This is a genomic window from Streptomyces sp. NBC_01485 (assembly GCF_036227125.1).
GTDB lineage: Bacteria > Actinomycetota > Actinomycetes > Streptomycetales > Streptomycetaceae > Streptomyces.
The window spans coordinates 5,642,435-5,659,281 of the sequence record NZ_CP109435.1 but is presented as its reverse complement, the minus strand read 5'-3'; the positions used below and the strand labels follow the sequence as shown (position 1 = coordinate 5,659,281).

Genomic DNA, 16,847 nt, shown 5'->3' with positions numbered 1-16,847 from the left:
ACTGTGGCGCAGCACACGTTTCTTGAAGGTATGGAGGAGCCCCTGATATCGCTTGGTCCCATGTCCCACACCGCTCACATACGCAGCCACCGGAAACCCCGCCGCAGCGCGTCGACGATCGCGATGCGGACCGGAGTCGCCAGTGGTGTACTCGGCACGCTGGCCGTCGCCGCTGCGGCCGGTTCGGCGAACGCCGCCGAGCCGGTGACGCAGACGCTCGAACTGCCCGTGCTCACGGGCGACCTGGCCGCCCAGGTCGCGCAGTCCGCTCAGGCCACACAGCAGGCCGCGGCGAACTACCAGCTGCAGGCCGAGCGTGACGCGGCCGCCGCGGCCGCCGCCAAGGAGGCCAAGAAGGACCTCGCCGACGCGAAGGCGGAGGCCACGAAGAAGGCCGAGGCCGCCCGCAAGGCCGCCGCCGAGCGTGCCACGCGCAACGCCGAGCGGACCACGCTCACCTCGACGTCGAGCGACAGTTCCAGCAGTTACACCAGCACCAGCACGTCCACGGCGACCGGTTCGGCCGCCGCCGTCATCGCCTTCGTGAAGGCGCAGATCGGCGACGCCTACGTCTCCGGCGGCACCGGCCCCAACTCCTGGGACTGCTCGGGTCTCATGCAGACCGCCTTCAAGCAGGTCGGCATCAGCCTGCCGCGCGTCTCCCAGGACCAGTCGACCGCCGGCACCCAGGTGTCGCTGGACAACCTGCAGCCGGGCGACATCCTGTACTGGGGCAGCGCGGGCAGCGCGTACCACGTGGCGGTGTACGTCGGCGACGGCATGTTCGTCGGCGCGCAGAACCCGTCCACCGGTGTGGCCGAGAAGCCGCTGTCGTACGACCCGCCGACCGGCGCGGTGCGGGTGCTCTGACACCTCCAGGTGCCCCTGAGGGCGCCTCACGCACGGAAGGGCCGCAGCCACTCGGGGGCAGCGGCCCTTCGGGCTCCCCTGGCGTGCCAGGGCGCGCAGGCCGCCGTTGGGCCACTCACAGGCCACTCACGGGCCGCACAGAAGCCACACAGACGCTCGCCACGCGTAGGGTCACCGAGGGCGGTGAAGAGGTGCTGCACAAGTCCTGCCGGGACGTGACCGAGTCCGGGCCCGATCTGGCCGCGCTCATCGACGACAGGCGTCATGGACGTACGGCGGCCTGACCGGACCGGGCCGCGGTGCGGGGTGCGACCGGGAGGGCCATCCGCTGGTCGTCGAGGGGCACGGGTACTTCGCGCGGTGCCTGGAGCACGAGAGCGACCATCTCGACGGTCAGGTCTGTCTGGACCGGCTTTCGAAGAAGGGCCGGAAGCAGGCGCTGCGGCAGGTGGCGGACCGGCGGGAAGAGGTCTTCGCGCGCCGGGCCGCCAAACAGTGAGCCCTCACCGCCTGATCAGGCAAGTCCTGATCAGGCAAGTCCTGATCGGACGGGTCCGGCCCATGAGAGCCGTCAGGCCCGTCAGAGCCGTCAGGCCTTCGGGGCCACCTTGCTCAGGCCGTTGATGATGCGGTCCATCGCGTCGCCGCCCGTGGGGTCCGTCAGGTTGGCGAGCATCTTCAGGGTGAACTTCATCAGCAGGGGGTGGGTCAGGCCGCGCTGGGCCGCGATCTTCATGACCTTCGGGTTGCCGATGAGCTTCACGAAGGCACGGCCCAGCGTGTAGTAGCCGCCGTAGGTGTCCGCGAGGATCTGCGGGTAGCGCTGCAGGGCGAGTTCGCGCTGGCCGGGGGTGGCGCGGGCGTGGGCCTGGACGATGACGTCGGCGGCGATCTGGCCGGACTCCATGGCGTAGGCGATGCCCTCGCCGTTGAAGGGGTTCACCAGGCCGCCGGCGTCGCCGACCAGCAGCAGCCCCTTGGTGTAGTGGGGCTTGCGGTTGAAGGCCATGGGGAGGGCGGCGCCGCGGATCGGGCCGGTCATGTTTTCGGGGGTGTAACCCCAGTCCTCCGGCATGGACGCGCACCAGGCCTTGAGGACCCCGCGCCAGTCGAGTTCCTTGAAGGAGTCGGAGGTGTTCAGGACGCCCAGGCCGACGTTCGACGTCCCGTCGCCCATGCCGAAGATCCAGCCGTAGCCCGGCAGCAGCCGGTCCTCGCCCGGGCCCCGGCGGTCCCACAGCTCCAGCCAGGACTCCAGGTAGTCGTCCTCGTGGCGCGGGGAGGTGAAGTAGGTGCGGACCGCGACGCCCATCGGGCGGTCCTCGCGGCGGTGCAGGCCCATCGCGAGCGAGAGGCGGGTGGAGTTGCCGTCGGCGGCCACCACCAGCGGGGCGCGGAAGGTGACTTCGCGCTTCTCCTCGCCCAGTTTGGCGTGCACACCGGTGATGCGGCCGGTGCGGTCGTCGACGATCGGGGCGCCGACGTTGCAGCGCTCGTACAGGCGGGCGCCCGCCTTCTGGGCCTGGCGGGCGAGCTGCTCGTCGAAGTCGTCGCGCTTGCGGACGAGTCCGTAGTCCGGGAAGGAGGCGAGATCCGGCCAGTCGAGCTGCAACCGCACCCCGCCGCCGATGATCCTGAGGCCCTTGTTGCGCAGCCAGCCGGCCTCCTCGGAGATGTCGATGCCCATGGCCACGAGCTGCTTGGTGGCGCGCGGGGTGAGGCCGTCGCCGCAGACCTTCTCGCGCGGGAACTCGGTCTTCTCCAGGAGGAGTACGTCGAGTCCGGCCTTGGCGAGGTAGTAGGCGGTCGTGGAGCCGGCGGGCCCCGCGCCGACGACGATCACATCGGCGGTGTTCGCGGAGAGGGGCTCGGCGTCGGGCTCGTTCACGACGGTCACGGCGGGATCTCCCCAAGTTCGGAATCTGCGTGCCGACCGGCACTGGACATGGGCAGTCTATTCAGCAGAATTGATCACCCCGCTGAAGGGCTGCCCAGTGAACAGAGCTCTCCCCGTTGTACGGCTGCGTGTTCCCACGGACGAGGACGCGGTCGCCTGGCACCGGGTGTTCGACCACCCGGACGTGATGGAGTTCCACGGCGGCAGGTCCGCGGAACTGTCCGCCTACGAGGAGCTGACCGCCCGCCAGCGCCGGCACGACGCCGAACGCGGTTTCTGCCTGTGGACGATGCTGGACCGGGACGACCGGGTCATCGGGTTCACGGGCGCCCAGCCGTGGCCTCGGGAGTGGGGCCCCAAGGGGGAGATCGAGATCGGGTGGCGGCTCGGGCGGGAGCACTGGGGGCAGGGGTATGTGACGGCGGCCGCGCAGATGACGCTGGAGCGGGTGCGGGCGGCCGGGGTGCCGGGGGTGGTGGCCATGGTCGACGCGCGCAACGAGCGGTCCATCGCCGTCACGCGGCGGCTGGGCATGCGGCTCGGGGAGGTCTTCACGACGCCGGAGTCGAAGCGGGAGGGGCGCTGCTACCGCCTCACCTGGTGAGCCGTCGCCGGTTCACCAGGTAAGCCGTCCCGCCGTCTCGTGACTGTCCGTAGCCGTCGGCTACAGATGGGCACTCAGCGCTTTCGGACGACACCCCCGGGCGGTTACCCTTCCAGTACCGCTGGGGGTGACATCTGTGTTCATATCGCCCAAGACACCCGAAGTGCGTGTGCCGAGGCTGGTCGGTCTGATGGCCGTGGACGCGCGTGAGGCGGCCATGGCGCACGGCGTGCTGCTGGCCGCACCGGACCGGCCCGACTTCCACCGCGCGGTCGTCGACCACGTCGTACGGCAGTACCCGCCGCCCGGTGTGGAGGTGCCGCGCGGTGCGGTCGTCACCGTGTGGTTCGACTTCGGCGAGGGGGAGGGCGGCGGAGGCGCGGGCGTGCACGAGCCGCGTGTGCCGAGACCGGGCGGGGGCGGGCTGCAGCGCGAGCTGGACACGCCCGCGCGGGATCATCCCTTCGAGGCGATCAGCGGGTGAGTTCAGCGGGTGAGTCCTGGCGTCAGCTCTCCTTGAAGCCCCGGTGCAGGGTCACCACGCCGCCCGTCAGGTTGCGCCAGGCGACCTTCGACCAGCCGGCCTTGCGCAGGTGCTCGGCCAGGGCGGGCTGGTCGGGCCAGGCACGGATGGACTCGGCGAGATAGACGTAGGCGTCGGGGTTCGAGGAGACCGCGCGGGCGACCGGGGGCAGGGCGCGCATCAGGTACTCGGTGTAGACGGTCCGGAAGGGCGCCCAGGTCGGATGCGAGAACTCGCAGATCACGACGCGTCCGCCGGGCCGGGTCACCCGGTGCATCTCGCGCAGGGCGGCGTCGAAGTCCTGCACGTTGCGCAGCCCGAAGGAGATGGTGACGGCGTCGAAGGTGTCGTCCTTGAAGGGCAGCCTCGTCGCGTCGCCGGCCGTGAAGGGCAGCCGGCCGTGGTTGCGCTTGCCGACCTGGAGCATGCCGAGGGAGAAGTCGCAGGGGACGACGTAGGCGCCGGTCTGCGCGAAGGGGAGGGAGGAGGTGGCGGTGCCCGCGGCGAGGTCCAGGACCTTCTGGGCGGGTCGGGCGTCGACCGCCTTCGCGACCTCCTTGCGCCACCTCCGGTCCTGGCCCAGCGACAGCACGTCGTTGGTCAGGTCGTACCGTTCCGCCACGCGGTCGAACATCGAGGCGACTTCGTGGGGCTGCTTGTTCAGGGAAGCGCGGGTCACCTCACCATTCTTGCAGCACGCCCTCGGGGAACCTCGGGCAACCTCACGGCAGCAGCCTCGGCTTCTTCTTCGCCGCGACGTCCTCGACCCACCCGCACAGCAGCACGAAGACGCCGATCAGCAGCCAGCCCACGCCGAACATGAACCACTGGCTGTCCAGCGGCAGGTAGGTCTCGAACGCGGGCACGTTCCAGAGCCGGTCGATCAGCGGCACGGCGAGGATCAGGGCGATCTGGTGCCAGAGGTAGATCGTGACGGCGCGCGCGTTGAAGACGGTGACGATCCGGTTGGTCCGCCGGAACCGGGTCAGCCAGGCGAAGTCGATGCCGAAGCGGGCCTTCGCCCACATCAGCAGCGTGACGAAGCCGGCCGACCAGAAGGCCTGCGCGAGCGGGATCTCGTCCAGGTCGTAGGTGCCGGCGTCGGCCTGGTGCGTGAAGGCGTACCAGCCGCCGAAGCCGATCGCCGCCAGCGACGCCACGACCACCAGGGCCGGCTTCACGCGCTGCAGGACGCCGTCGCGGTGCGCGAAGCCGAGCATCCAGCAGAAGAGGTACGTCGACAGGTCCCACAGGGCGGTGCCGACGCGGTTGTCCGGGCCCGTCCAGACGAAGCTCAGGACCAGGATCGGCGCGAGGGAGAGCGCGAGCACCGGGAGCGGGGCCAGGCGGAACACGCGCAGCAGGAGCGGGGACAGCAGGACGAACCAGAGGTACGTCCGCAGGTACCAGAGGATCTCCCAGGCCTGCTCGCCCCAGGCGTTGCCCGGCGGGTCGCCCAGCGGGACGATCCAGTAGACGATCTCCCAGTTCGGCATCCAGCCGTGGACCAGCATCGCCAGGACGACGAAGACGCCCCAGAACCAGAAAGGGGGCAGGAGGCGGCGCAGTCGGCTCCTGACGACCTTGGGCGCGGGCCGCTCCAGGGACTTCGCCATCAGGGTGCCGGCCAGGCCGAACATGATCCCCATGGACGGGAAGACCATGCCCGCCCAGGCCCAGCCGAAGGTGTGGTAGGCGACGACCCTGGTCAGGGCGAGGGCGCGGAGGGTGTCGAAGTAGCGGTCCCGCTGGGGGACGGTCGTGGGCTCGGGCTTCGCGGCCCGCTTTCCGCCGGCCCCCGATGGCCCGGGACCGACGGGACCAGAGGGGCCAGAGGAACCAGAAGGGCCAGAGGTGCCAGCCGGACCAGAGGGACCGACGGGACCAGCCGGGACGTCCTGCCGTACGGCGCCCTTGCTGTGCGCGCCCATCAGCTCACCCCGGCCGGGGTGCCGACCTCGCCCGTGCGCTTCAGTTTCTGCCAGCGCAGGCGGCCGCCGGTGAGGGCGGTGACGCAGGAGTGGATGAGGACGAGGTACATCATCTGGCGGTAGGCCAGTTGCTGGAGCGGCATCATGAGGAGGTAGCGGTACTTCTCGCGGTCCAGGCGGAACGCGTAGGCCGCGCAGCCCAGTTGGACGCCGAGGACCGCCAGCCAGGCCAGCAGCGCCGCCTGGAAGTCGACGAAGATCATCGAGTAGACGGTGAAGACGTCGATGAGCGGGGCGAAGACCGGCGTGACGATCTGGAAGAGGACCACGAGCGGCATGCCGACCCGGCCGAAGCGGCCCGAAGGCCCCTTGTCCGTCAGGGACTTGCGGTGCTTCCACAGGGCCTGCATGGTGCCGTAGGACCAGCGGTAGCGCTGGGACCACAGTTGCTTGAGGGAGCCCGGCGCCTCCGTCCAGGCCTTGGCGTGCTCCTGGTAGACGACCTGCCAGCCCGCGCGGTGCATGGCGATGGTGATGTCGGTGTCCTCGGCGAGGGTGTCCTCGCTCATGCCGCCGACCTCCAGCACCGCGTCGCGGCGGAACGCGCCGATCGCGCCGGGGATGGTGGGCATGCAGCGCAGCAGGTCGTACATGCGGCGGTCGAGGTTGAAGCCCATCACGTACTCGATGTGCTGCCAGGCGCCGATGATCGTGTCGCGGTTGCCGACCTTGGCGTTGCCGGCGACGGCGCCGACCTTCGGGTCGGCGAAGGGCTGCACGAGCTGGTGCACGGCCTCCGGCTCGAACACCGTGTCGCCGTCCATCATCACGACGATGTCGTAACCGGCGCTGCGGACACCGTTGTTGAGGGCGGCCGGCTTGCCCGCGTTCTCCTGGCGGATGACACGGACGTTCGTCATGCCGAGGGACATCGCCGCCTCGCGCGCGATCTCGGACGTGTGGTCGGTCGAACCGTCGTCGACGACGATGACCTCGATCGGGTGGGTGCTCTTGGCCAGCGACGTGAGGGTGTTGGCGATGCACTCCTTCTCGTTGTACGCCGGGACGATCACGCTGACCGGCCGGGTGATGGTCGGCCCCCAGGTGAAGCGGCGCCTGTTGCGCAGTCTGTAGTGGCGGCGGGCCAGGATCAGCATCATCCCGAAGCGGCCCAGGACGGCCACGCCGACGACCATCAGTCCCACCGAGAGCGTCGGGACGGTCCATTCGGCGAGGGTGACCGCCGCGATGAGGGCCTTGCCCTCGTAGAGGGTCATGCCGGTGGCCTCGCGGTGGGCGGCCTGGAGGGGGTCGACGGCCGTACCGGTGCCGTTGCCCGTGCCATTGCCGGTGCCGTTGCCGTTGCCGTTGCCGGGGGCGGCACCGTAGCCGTTGCCGGCGACGTTGCCCTCGCCGTTCGGAACGGCGCCGGGCTGCTCACCGGTCGCCCCACCGGCCCCCGCAGCCCCAGCAGCCCCCGTGGCCCCTGCGTCCCCCGCAGTTCCTGCGCCCCCCGCGGCCTGCTGCTGCCCTGCCCCGTTCTGCTCCTGCATCGCGCCGCTGATGGTGGTGAAGGTGTAGCCCGCGGCCTTCATCTGCTTGATGTACGTCGGCAGCGCCTTGATCGTCTGTGAGCGCTCGCCGCCCGCGTCGTGGAAGAGCACCGACGCGCCCTTGCCGTCCTCCGGCGTGGCCCACTTGATGATCTTCGAGACGCCCGGCTTCTTCCAGTCGTCGCTGTCGGTGTCGACGAAGACGCTGGTGTAGCCGTCCTCGCCGAGCTTCTCGTAGATGGGCCAGCTGTAGTTGTCGATGGCGTCCGTCTCGGAGGAGTACGGGGCGCGGAAGAGCGTCGTCGTGATGCCGGCCGCGCCCGCCAGCGCGAGCTGGGTCTGCTCCATCTCGCGGTCGACGCGGGCGGTGGACTGGTAGGAGAGGTCGACGTGGGTGAAGGTGTGGATGCCCACCTCGTTGCCCTGCTCGACCATGTCCTTCACGATGCCCGGGTAGCGCGAGACCATCGAGCCGACCAGGAAGAACGTGCCGGGCACGTCGTACTCCTGGAGGATCTCCAGCACCTGGGGCGTCCAGGTCGGGTTCGGGCCGTCGTCGAAGGTCAGCGCGATCGTCTTGTCCGGCACCGAGACGGTGGCGGCCCGGCCGCCCCGGAAGGTCAGGATGGGGCCGCCGTCGAGGACCGCCTCGGGCACCTTGCCCGCACCGGCCCCGGTGCGCACGCGCTGGTCGCCGCCGACCTCGGCGCGCAGATAGCCGTCCAGGAGCATCACGCTGGTCAGCGCGAGCAGGAGCAGCAGGGCGAGGATGACGCGCGGTTTCTGCAGCGCCGCGGCCTTGCCCGCCGCCCGCTCCATGCGGGACGGGGCGCGGCGGCGGCCGCGGGAGGAGGAAGTGGTCGTCATGGGAGTGGCTGCGCTCCGGTCAGTTGGCGGCCGCGGACGCGGTCGCGGTCGGGGCGGAGCTGGGCGGCTCGCCCGTGGCGACGCCCGTGGGCGGGGTGCCGGTGGGCCTCGACGGCGGGGTGCCGATGCCGCCCTGCGGCTGGGCATCGCCGCCGCCGGGGCCGGAGTTCTGGCCGCCGCGCGGCCCTCCGCCGCCGAACGGCAGCAGCGAGGACGGTGTCAGGGACGTCCCCCAGCCCATGAAGGCGGCGCCGAGGACGACGGCGTACACGACGCAGCCGGCTCCCAGGAGGATGCCGATCCGGCGCAGCAGTTTCGACCTGCGTCCGGAGTTGTCAACGAACACGGGCCCCTCTGCGGAGGCGTCGTCACGTTTGCGGCCGCGACGGCTGCCGCGAACGGCGGCACGGCTTTCGATGGCGGGCTCGGATTGCATTCCCCGGATATTAGAGAGCCTTTATGTGGCGTGAACTCTGAGCCGCATGTGAGAGGCCCATGAGAAACGCGTGAACCTGTCCGTTCCCTGAGAGATCGATGAAACTCCTGCGCGACCTCATGCCGCCATGGGAGGGTTGATTATCCCTTTTGGGCGGGTGGTCATCACCTTTGCGCGCTTACTTCCATGAACTGACTGTGTGTCCACTGTTCCCGCGCGATCCGCCCACATGTGAGACATTTCCAATTCGGGAACGCCCCTTGTTTCCCTTCTGAGACAGAAATCACGAGAGCGGGTGCATACGCAATGAGGAGTTTCCTGATGCCGACGGCCGGGGTCACCTGCCTGTTCGCCCTGGCCGTGGCGGGATGCTCCGCCGGTTCCGACAGCACGTCGGACGCGGCGCCCAGGGCCACCGGACAGGCCGGCAGTCCCTCACCGTCATCGACGTCATCGGCGTCACCGAGCGCCACATCATCAAGTACCGGCACCTCCTACGCGCCCTACGTGAGCGCGGCGGAGGCCTCCGACAACGACGCTGCCGGCTCGCCGACGACGTACAACCTGGCGTTCGTCATCGCCGGCGGCAGTAGCTGTACGCCGAAGTGGAACGGTACGAACGCCATCGGCGACTCGGCGGTGAAGTCCCGCGTCTCGGCGCTGACGGAGTCGGGCGCCACGGTGCGCGTCTCCTTCGGCGGGGCCTCCGGCAAGGAGCTGGCGGCCACCTGCGACAGCGCGTCGGAACTCGCCGAGGCGTACGGCGACGCGCTCGACGCGGCCGGCTCCACGCAGGCCGACTTCGACATCGAGGGCGACGAACTCACCGACTCCGACTCGGTCGCCCTGCGCTCCCAGGCGATCGCGGCACTCCAGAAGGAACGCCCTGACCTGGAGGTTTCCTTCACTCTCCCGGTGATGCCGACCGGGCTGGACGCCGACGGCCTGGCGCTGCTGGCGTCCGCGAACAAGTACGACGTCCAGGTCGCGACCGTCAACCTCATGACGATGAACTACGGCGAGTCGTACGCCGGCGACATGGGCGGGTACGCGATCACCTCGGCGACGGCCGCGCAGGCGCAGTTGAAGAAGGTGTTCGGGACGGACGACTCCGTCGCGTGGAGGGGGATGGCGCTCACGTCGATGATCGGTACGAACGACGTCGCCAACGAGACGTTCACGCTGGCGGACGCGGCGGAAGTGCGGGCGTTCGCCGTGCGGAAGGGTATTTCCTGGGTTTCCATGTGGTCGACGTTCCGGGACCAGCAGTGTTCGGACGCGGACGCGGCAAAGAATGACGCTCTGACCAATTGCAGTGGGGTCGAGCAGAGTTCGGGGGCGTTTGCGCAAGCGTTTTCGGAGTAGCGCGCGGGGGGCTGTCGCGCCCCTGAGGGGTTGCCCTACCGGCGTCGGTAGAGGAGGCGGCCCTCGATCACCGTGGCCACGCACGTGCCCGCGCCGCGCTCCGCGAGCTCGGCCTCGTCCCGTACGTCGAACACGGCGAACCGGGCGGCGGAGTGGCGCTCCCGTGGGGGCGCGAACTCCACCGGCAACCCGGCGGCGTACGGGTCGAGCGAGGGCGCCCCGCCGGGGTGTCCGAGCCGGCTCACGATCGTCAGGCCGGAGCGGCGTACGGCGTCCCGCACCGTGCGGCTGCGGAGTTCGCCGGCCTCGCAGGCCGCCGCGACCGTGCCGTGGGCCAGCATGCGCTGCACCCCGCGCCGGGCGCTCGCGCCCCAGCGGGCGTCGTCCAGGGGCTGCGCCATGGCCAGTGCCGCGAGCGCGGCGCCGGTCAGGGGCTCGGTGCCGAGTTCGTCGGCCTCGCGCGGGTCCGGGTGGTACGCCTGCTCCAGCAGCTCCGTGCCGTGCGGGTTGACGAGACCGGGCGTGAGAATGCCGGGCCACTGGCGCACCCGGGCCCGCGGAAAAGCGGCGACGAGCCCCTCCAGCGGGCCGGCCTCGGCGATCCGGGCGCCCTCGACGGCGAGCGCCCGGCCCTTGGAGTCGGCGTGAATCGTCAGCATAGGAAGGCTAGTTGGAAGCGAGGAGCTTCAACTCGGGGTGGGCCGTGCCGCCCTCGATCGCGGTGGACGAGATGTGGGACATGACCCGCTCGTCGACGGGGTCGTTCGCCGGGTCGTCGTGCACGACAAGGTGCCCGTACGTCGTCGCGCGCTGGGCCGGGACGCGGTCCGCCTTGCGGATCAGGTCGATGATCTCGAGGCGGTTGGAGCGGTGCTTGGCGCCAGCCGAGGAGACGACGTTCTCCTCCAGCATGATCGAGCCGAGGTCGTCCGCGCCGTAGTGCAGGGAGAGTTGGCCGACCTCCTTGCCGGTCGTCAGCCAAGAGCCCTGGATGTGCCGGACGTTGTCCATGAACAGGCGGGCGATGGCGATCATCCGCAGGTACTCGAAGAGCGTCGCGTGCGTGCGGCCCTTCAGGTGGTTGTTCTCGGGCTGGTAGGTGTACGGGATGAAGGCGCGGAAGCCGCCCGTCCGGTCCTGTACGTCACGGATCATCCGCAGGTGCTCGATGCGCTCGGCGTTGGTCTCGCCGGTGCCCATCAGCATGGTCGACGTCGACTCGACGCCCAGCCCGTGCGCGGCCTCCATGATCTCCAGCCAGCGTTCGCCGGACTCCTTGAGCGGCGCGATGGCCTTGCGGGGCCGGGCGGGGAGCAGTTCGGCGCCCGCGCCCGCGAAGGAGTCGAGGCCGGCCGCGTGGATCCGCGTGATGGCCTCCTCGACGCTCACCTTGGAGATCCGGGCCATGTGCTCGACCTCGGACGCGCCGAGGGAGTGGATGACCAGCTGCGGGTAGGCGGCCTTGATCGCGGCGAAGTGCTTCTCGTAGTACTCGACGCCGAAGTCCGGGTGGTGCCCGCCCTGGAACATGATCTGCGTGCCGCCGAGTTCGACGGTCTCGGCGCAGCGGCGCAGGATGTCGTCCAGGTCGCGGGTCCAGCCCTTGGCCGTGTCCTTCGGAGCCGCGTAGAAGGCGCAGAACTTGCACGCCGTGACGCACACGTTCGTGTAGTTGATGTTCCGCTCGATGATGTACGTCGCGATGTGCTCGGTTCCCGCGTACATACGGCGGCGTACGGCGTCGGCGGCGGCGCCGAGCGCGTGCAGCGGGGCGTCGCGGTAGAGGGCGAGGGCCTCTTCCGGGGTGATCCGCCCGCCGTCCGCGGCACGGTCGAGCACGGACTGGAGGTCGGCCTTCTCGGGCACCGGAGCGTCCCTTTCGTCAAGGGTTGTGGACAGACCGAGCCAGCCTACGCCAGCCCCTCCGGCACCCGGACCTCAGGCCGCGTACGCGCCGATCAGCAGCCCGGTGAACGTCCCCGCCAGCATGAACGGGCCGAAGGCGATCGCCGTCTTGCGTCCCGCACGCCCCACGACGACCAGGGCCCCGCCGTACAGCGCGCCGAACAGGAAGGCGGCGAAGGTGCCCAGCATGACCGTCGCCCAGCCGTACCAGCCGAGGACGGCGCCCGTCCCGAGCGCCAGTTTCACGTCGCCGAACGCCATGCCGCCGGGGTTGACGAGGTGCAGCACCAGATAGCCGGCGCCGAGGGCGAGGGCGCCCAGCAGGGCGGTGGTCCAGTGGCCGGCGTGCTCGGGCAGCAGCGCGGCCGGGGCCAGCAGGGCGAGGGCGGCGACGGCGAGCGGAAGGGTGAGCGGATCGGGCAGCCGGCGCACCCGCAGGTCGACGACGGCCAGCAGCACCCCGACCGGTGCCAGCAGCAGCCACACGAGCAGTTCGGGGCGGGTGCCGGTGGCGACGGCGAGCGCGGCGCAGAGCAGCACGGTGAGGGTGGGGAGGAGGAGAGCGCCGGGGGCGTAGGGGCAGGGGGTACCGGTGTCGGCGCAGCTCCCGCACCTCGCCCGGCCGAGCCAGCCCCGGATCGGGTGGCCGTCCGGGCAGGTCGTCCGCCAGCCGGGGTCCTCCGCCGATCCGTCCTCCGCCTCCTCCCACGGCACGGAGAAGCGGTAGGCGGCGCGCGGGAGGAGCGTTCCCGTCACCGCGCCCCACAGCGCGGCCACGGCGATCAGCGTCAAGTCGTCACCGGGCGGCATGTTCATCCCCGTCCGTCACCCCTGCTCAACTCGACTGCCCGACCTTCGACATCCGCGCCACCGGGTTGCCCTCCGCCGCGCTGTCCGAGGCGTACGTCAGGTCGTCGCCGGTCGGGGTGAGGCGGATCGTGTGGGGCTTGGGGTTGCAGCCCGAGTGGTTGGTCTTCGCGCCCGCGGAGGTGGCCACGACCGCCTTCGCCGTCACCTGCTTCAGTGTCAGGACGTCGACGCAGACGCCGCCGAGCACATCCGTCTGCCGCAGCTCCCCCAACTTCTCGCCCAGGTCCGCCTGTTGGACCGTCACCCGGAACGTGCCCATCGGGAGAGCGCCGTCGAGGCCGGTGCCCTGGCCTTCCCAGGTGCCGACGTAGCGGGCGGGGAGGGCGGTGGGCGCTGTGGGGGTCTCGCCGGCGGCGGGACCGGAGCTCGAACCGGAACTCGAACCGGAACTCGAACCGGAACTCGAACCGGGCGTCGGCGCCGACGAGTAAGCGCCGCTGCCGGCGTCGGAGCCGGCGTCACTGTCGCCGTCGCCGTCGCCGTTCGGCAGCAGGCGGAACAGGAACACCGAGCCGACCGTCACCGCCGCCATCGCCCCCGCGACCGCCAGCGCGACGGTGCAGCTCAGCCGCCGCCCGCGCCCGCCCTCACCGGGCGCCGCGGTGGCCGCCACGGAGACGGAGACCTTGCCGGGACGTCCGGCCCCGGCGGCGGCCGGTTCGGCGTCCCGCGCCGCGGGGACGGGCACGGGTGCGTCCATCACCGGCGGCGGCCCGAACTCCCCCACCGTCAGCGCGGGTTCCCCCGCCGTCAGCGCCGGGCTGCTGAAGCCCACCGGCCCGGACAGGACAGCCCCCGCTGCGGCCCCCGCCCCCTCCAGGTTCAGCAGTTGTACGGCGCTGCGGCCCATCTGTTCCACCAGCGCCCCCGGCAGCCACCCGCCCGCCACCAGTCGGGCCGCGCCCTCGGGAGCGAGCCGGCGGGCCACCTCGGCGGGGGACGGCCGTACCGCCGGGTCCTTGGACAGGCAGGACTCGACCACCGACCGGAGTTCGCCGCGCAGTTCGCCGTCCGGCTCGCCCAGTCGCGGCTCCTCGTGGACGACCTTGTAGAGGAGGGCGGCCGAGGAGTCGCCGGGGAACGGGGGTTGCCCGGTCGCCGCGAACGCCAGCACCGCGCCGAGGGAGAAGACGTCGGCCGCGCCGGACGCGCCCTGGCCGAGGATCTGCTCGGGGGCCATGTAGCCGGGCGAGCCGACCGAGACGCCGGTCGAGGTGAGCGAGGCCGTGCCGTCGATCGCGCGGGCGATGCCGAAGTCGATGAGCAGCGGGCCGTCGACGGTCAGCAGGACGTTGGACGGCTTGACGTCCCGGTGCACCAGACCCAGTTCGTGCACGGTCGTGAGCGCCTCCGCCAGGCCCGCGCCCAGGACGCGTACGGAAGTCTCGGGCAGCGGTCCGTCGCCGGAGGTGACCGCCGCGGCGAGCGAGGGGCCGGCCGCGTAGCCGGTGGCGACCCACGGGACCGGCGCCTCCGGGTCGGCGTCCAGGACCGGCGCGGTCCACGCCCCGCCGACCCGCCGCGCGGCCTCGACCTCGCGCCGGAAACGGGCGCGGAACTCCTCGTCGAGGGCGAGGTGCGGGTGCACGATCTTCACGGCGACCGTGCGGCCGCCGGCGCTGCGGCCCAGGTAGACCCGGCCCATCCCGCCGGACCCGAGCCGGCCGAGCAGCCGGTAGGGACCCACGCTCGTGGGTTCGTCGGCACCGAGCGGCTGCATGGACGTCCACCCCTCCCCCGTAAAGACCCCGGCCCCCGGATGAAGACCTCCGTAGGACTCACCAGCAGGTTACGCAGACGGGGAAGCGGGCTGGAGCAGTTCCACCTTCACGTCCGCCGGGAAGCCCGTCGTCGGGCCGACGCGGCGGGCGAACTCGGTGACGGCCGCCAGTTGGGGGGCGCCGAAGCGGAAGTCGAGGGTGGTGAAGTACCGCTCCAGGACCTCCTCGTCGAACTCCTCCCAGCGGGCCGCCTGCTCGGCGACCTTGCCGACCTCGTCCAGGGAGAGGTTGCGGGAGTCGAGGAAGGCCCGGTGGACCTGGCGGGTGATGACCGGCTCGCGCTCCAGGTACTCCCGGCGGGCCGCCCACACCGCGAAGACGAAGGGCAGGCCGGTCCACTCCTTCCAGAGCGCGCCGAGGTCGTGCACCTCCAGGCCGAACCGGGGTCCGTCCAGCAGGTTGGCGCGCAGGGCCGCGTCGCCGATGAGTACGGCGGCCTCGGCCTCCTGCATCATCAGGCTGAGGTCGGGCGGGCACGTGTAGTAGTCGGGCCGGACGCCGAAACGGTCCGCCAGCAGGAGCTGGGCGAGGCGTACGGAGGTGCGGGAGGTCGAGCCGAGGGCGACCCGGGCGCCGTCCAGCTCCTCCAGCGGGACCTGCGAGACGATCACGCAGGACATGACGGGACCGTCGCAGCCGACGGCGATATCGGGGAAGGCGACCAGGTCGTCGGCGTTCCTGAGGAACTCGACGAGGGTGACGGGTCCGATATCGAGGTCGCCCCGCACCAGACGCTCGCTGAGCTTCTCCGGGGTGTCCTTCGTGAGCTCGAAGTCGAGGAGGGTGCCGGTTCTCGCGAGCCCCCAGTAGAGGGGCAGGCAGTTGAGGAACTGGATGTGGCCGACGCGCGGCCGGGTGCGGGAATTGTCCACATCGCGAGGCTAGACCCCTTCCGGTACGCTGCGGAGTCCGACCCCCGAGTCAACCGCTTTTCGCGATCTTCAAACATCCGGGTGACGTGATCTTGACCTCTATTGCTTCCGGCTGCCTGCATGCTAGGCTCGCCGCAAGTTGCAGTTTGGTTTCCCTTGCAGTACAGAGCCTGCGGAGCATGTAACCGCGGGCTCTCGTCGTTTTCAGACGTATGCAGTTGTGCGGCACTTGCTTTCACGCTTGCAGGGTTCTGGAGCAGGGCAACCCTTTGGGCCCAAGGAGGGCTTATGGCTACCGGAACCGTGAAGTGGTTCAACGCCGAAAAGGGCTTTGGCTTCATCGCCCAAGAAGGCGGCGGCCCCGACGTCTTCGTCCACTACTCGGCGATCAACGCGCAGGGTTTCCGTTCACTCGAGGAGAACCAGCAGGTCTCCTTCGACGTGACGCAGGGCCCGAAGGGTCCGCAGGCGGAGAACGTCACCCCCGTCTGATCCTCACACCCGTGGGATCGCAAGTCTGAGAGCAGTACCCAAGGAGCCCTGTGCCGTACGGCACGGGGCTCCTGCCTTTGCCGGGCGTGCCGGTCGTGGCTTGGAACGGCCCCGGCTGTCAGTGGGGGCGGCTAGCGTCCCCGCCCATGACCGACACCACCGACACCACCACAGCCCCCACTCCCGGTTTCGTCACCGCCACCCGTACCTTCTACGACGCCGTCGCCGAGGACTACGCCGATCGCTTCCGTGACGAGCTCGCCGCCAGGCCGTTGGAGCGGGCCGTGCTCACGGCGTACGCGGAGTTCGTCGGGGCCGGTGGCCGGGTGGCCGACCTGGGGTGCGGCCCCGGCCGGACCACGGGACGCCTCGCCTCGCTCGGGCTCGACGTGTCCGGACTCGACCTCTCGGAGTCGATGCTCGCGATCGCGCGGCGCGAGAACCCGGGGATCCGCTTCGAGCAGGGGTCGATGCTGAAGCTGGACGGGCACGCGGACGGCTCCCTCGACGGCGTCGTCTCCTTCTACTCCTCCATCCACACCCCTGTGGACGAGCTTCCGGCCCTCTTCGCCGAGTTCCACCGCGTCCTCACCCCCGGCGGCCACCTCCTCCTCGCCTTCCAGGTCGGCGACGAGCCCCGAACCCACGACCACCCCTGGGGCCACCCGGTCACCCTCGACTTCGAACGACGCCGCCCCGAGCGGATGGCCGAGCTGCTGACGTCGGCCGGCCTCACCGTACGGTCCCGCACGGTGCGCGAGGCGGAGACCGACTTGGGGGAGTCCACCCCGCAGGCCTTCCTGATCGCCCGGAGGGCATAAAGCGGCGGGCGGGGCCCGGGTAGGTAACCCGGGCCCCGCCCTGATCTGAGCTCAGCCGGT

At 70.8% G+C, this 16,847-nt stretch carries 16 protein-coding genes and 1 pseudogene; 7 read left to right on the top strand and 10 right to left on the bottom strand.

Annotation, left to right across the window (positions count from 1 at the left end; genetic code table 11):
• Positions 1 to 60 precede the first annotated feature (60 nt).
• Both OG352_RS25650 and OG352_RS25645 read left to right on the top strand, forming a co-directional pair.
• Entirely contained in the window at positions 61 to 870 is an 810-nt protein-coding gene (locus tag OG352_RS25650; protein WP_329220084.1) for a C40 family peptidase, read from the top strand.
• 83 nt (positions 871 to 953) lie between these two features.
• Positions 954 to 1,369: pseudogene (locus tag OG352_RS25645) on the top strand (peptide deformylase).
• A 90-nt stretch (positions 1,370 to 1,459) separates the two neighbouring features.
• Here the strand turns inward: OG352_RS25645 and OG352_RS25640 are convergent.
• Positions 1,460 to 2,767 (bottom strand): geranylgeranyl reductase family protein, encoded by a 1,308-nt coding sequence (locus OG352_RS25640; RefSeq protein ID WP_443072336.1) that lies wholly within the window; start codon positions 2,765 to 2,767, stop codon positions 1,460 to 1,462.
• A 97-nt stretch (positions 2,768 to 2,864) separates the two neighbouring features.
• Between OG352_RS25640 and OG352_RS25635 the strand changes: the two genes are divergently transcribed.
• Both OG352_RS25635 and OG352_RS25630 read left to right on the top strand, forming a co-directional pair.
• A complete protein-coding gene (locus OG352_RS25635; RefSeq protein ID WP_329220083.1) occupies positions 2,865 to 3,371 on the top strand; it encodes a GNAT family N-acetyltransferase in 507 nt (168 codons plus the stop codon).
• 163 nt (positions 3,372 to 3,534) lie between these two features.
• Positions 3,535 to 3,855, top strand: coding sequence for a PASTA domain-containing protein (locus OG352_RS25630; RefSeq protein WP_329220082.1), 321 nt, complete (start codon positions 3,535 to 3,537; stop codon positions 3,853 to 3,855).
• Positions 3,856 to 3,877: 22 nt separating this feature from the next.
• Here OG352_RS25630 and OG352_RS25625 read toward each other — a convergent pair whose 3' ends face one another.
• From OG352_RS25625 to OG352_RS25610, 4 genes are read right to left on the bottom strand one after another with little or no spacing between them, the layout of a single operon-like run.
• Positions 3,878 to 4,573, bottom strand: coding sequence for a demethylmenaquinone methyltransferase (locus OG352_RS25625; protein ID WP_329220080.1), 696 nt, complete (start codon positions 4,571 to 4,573; stop codon positions 3,878 to 3,880).
• Positions 4,574 to 4,616: 43 nt separating this feature from the next.
• Positions 4,617 to 5,825, bottom strand: a complete 1,209-nt coding sequence (locus OG352_RS25620) for an acyltransferase family protein (protein WP_329220078.1) — start codon at positions 5,823 to 5,825, stop codon at positions 4,617 to 4,619.
• On the bottom strand, positions 5,825 to 8,245 hold the full coding sequence (locus tag OG352_RS25615; protein WP_329220077.1) for a bifunctional polysaccharide deacetylase/glycosyltransferase family 2 protein: 2,421 nt from the start codon (positions 8,243 to 8,245) through the stop codon (positions 5,825 to 5,827). Before OG352_RS25615 ends, OG352_RS25620 begins: the two co-directional genes overlap by 1 nt.
• A gap of 19 nt (positions 8,246 to 8,264) precedes the next feature.
• Positions 8,265 to 8,591: a hypothetical protein gene (locus OG352_RS25610; protein WP_443072335.1), complete on the bottom strand. Its 327-nt coding sequence runs from the start codon at positions 8,589 to 8,591 to the stop codon at positions 8,265 to 8,267.
• Positions 8,592 to 8,987: 396 nt separating this feature from the next.
• On the opposite strand from OG352_RS25610, the gene OG352_RS25605 reads away from it, so the two are divergent.
• Positions 8,988 to 10,046 (top strand): chitinase, encoded by a 1,059-nt coding sequence (locus OG352_RS25605; RefSeq protein ID WP_329220073.1) that lies wholly within the window; start codon positions 8,988 to 8,990, stop codon positions 10,044 to 10,046.
• Between the two features lie 35 nt (positions 10,047 to 10,081).
• Here the strand turns inward: OG352_RS25605 and OG352_RS25600 are convergent, their stop codons facing one another.
• The 5 genes from OG352_RS25600 to OG352_RS25580 all read right to left on the bottom strand — a co-directional run bounded on the left by OG352_RS25600 (position 10,082) and on the right by OG352_RS25580 (position 15,474).
• Positions 10,082 to 10,705: a hypothetical protein gene (locus OG352_RS25600; protein ID WP_329220071.1), complete on the bottom strand. Its 624-nt coding sequence runs from the start codon at positions 10,703 to 10,705 to the stop codon at positions 10,082 to 10,084.
• Positions 10,706 to 10,712: 7 nt separating this feature from the next.
• Complete coding sequence (gene mqnC, locus OG352_RS25595; RefSeq protein WP_329220069.1) at positions 10,713 to 11,912, bottom strand: cyclic dehypoxanthinyl futalosine synthase; 1,200 nt, start codon at positions 11,910 to 11,912, stop codon at positions 10,713 to 10,715.
• 72 nt (positions 11,913 to 11,984) lie between these two features.
• Positions 11,985 to 12,767 (bottom strand): prepilin peptidase, encoded by a 783-nt coding sequence (locus OG352_RS25590; protein WP_329220068.1) that lies wholly within the window; start codon positions 12,765 to 12,767, stop codon positions 11,985 to 11,987.
• A gap of 19 nt (positions 12,768 to 12,786) precedes the next feature.
• Positions 12,787 to 14,541: a serine/threonine-protein kinase gene (locus OG352_RS25585; protein ID WP_329220067.1), complete on the bottom strand. Its 1,755-nt coding sequence runs from the start codon at positions 14,539 to 14,541 to the stop codon at positions 12,787 to 12,789.
• A gap of 69 nt (positions 14,542 to 14,610) precedes the next feature.
• Positions 14,611 to 15,474 (bottom strand): menaquinone biosynthetic enzyme MqnA/MqnD family protein, encoded by an 864-nt coding sequence (locus tag OG352_RS25580; RefSeq protein ID WP_329220066.1) that lies wholly within the window; start codon positions 15,472 to 15,474, stop codon positions 14,611 to 14,613.
• A gap of 288 nt (positions 15,475 to 15,762) precedes the next feature.
• Here OG352_RS25580 and OG352_RS25575 point away from each other — a divergent pair, with 288 nt between their 5' ends.
• Together OG352_RS25575 and OG352_RS25570 are read left to right on the top strand one after the other, a co-directional pair.
• On the top strand, positions 15,763 to 15,966 hold the full coding sequence (locus tag OG352_RS25575) for a cold-shock protein (RefSeq protein ID WP_003974443.1): 204 nt from the start codon (positions 15,763 to 15,765) through the stop codon (positions 15,964 to 15,966).
• Between the two features lie 146 nt (positions 15,967 to 16,112).
• Entirely contained in the window at positions 16,113 to 16,787 is a 675-nt protein-coding gene (locus OG352_RS25570) for a class I SAM-dependent DNA methyltransferase (RefSeq protein WP_329220063.1), read from the top strand.
• Positions 16,788 to 16,847 lie beyond the last annotated feature (60 nt).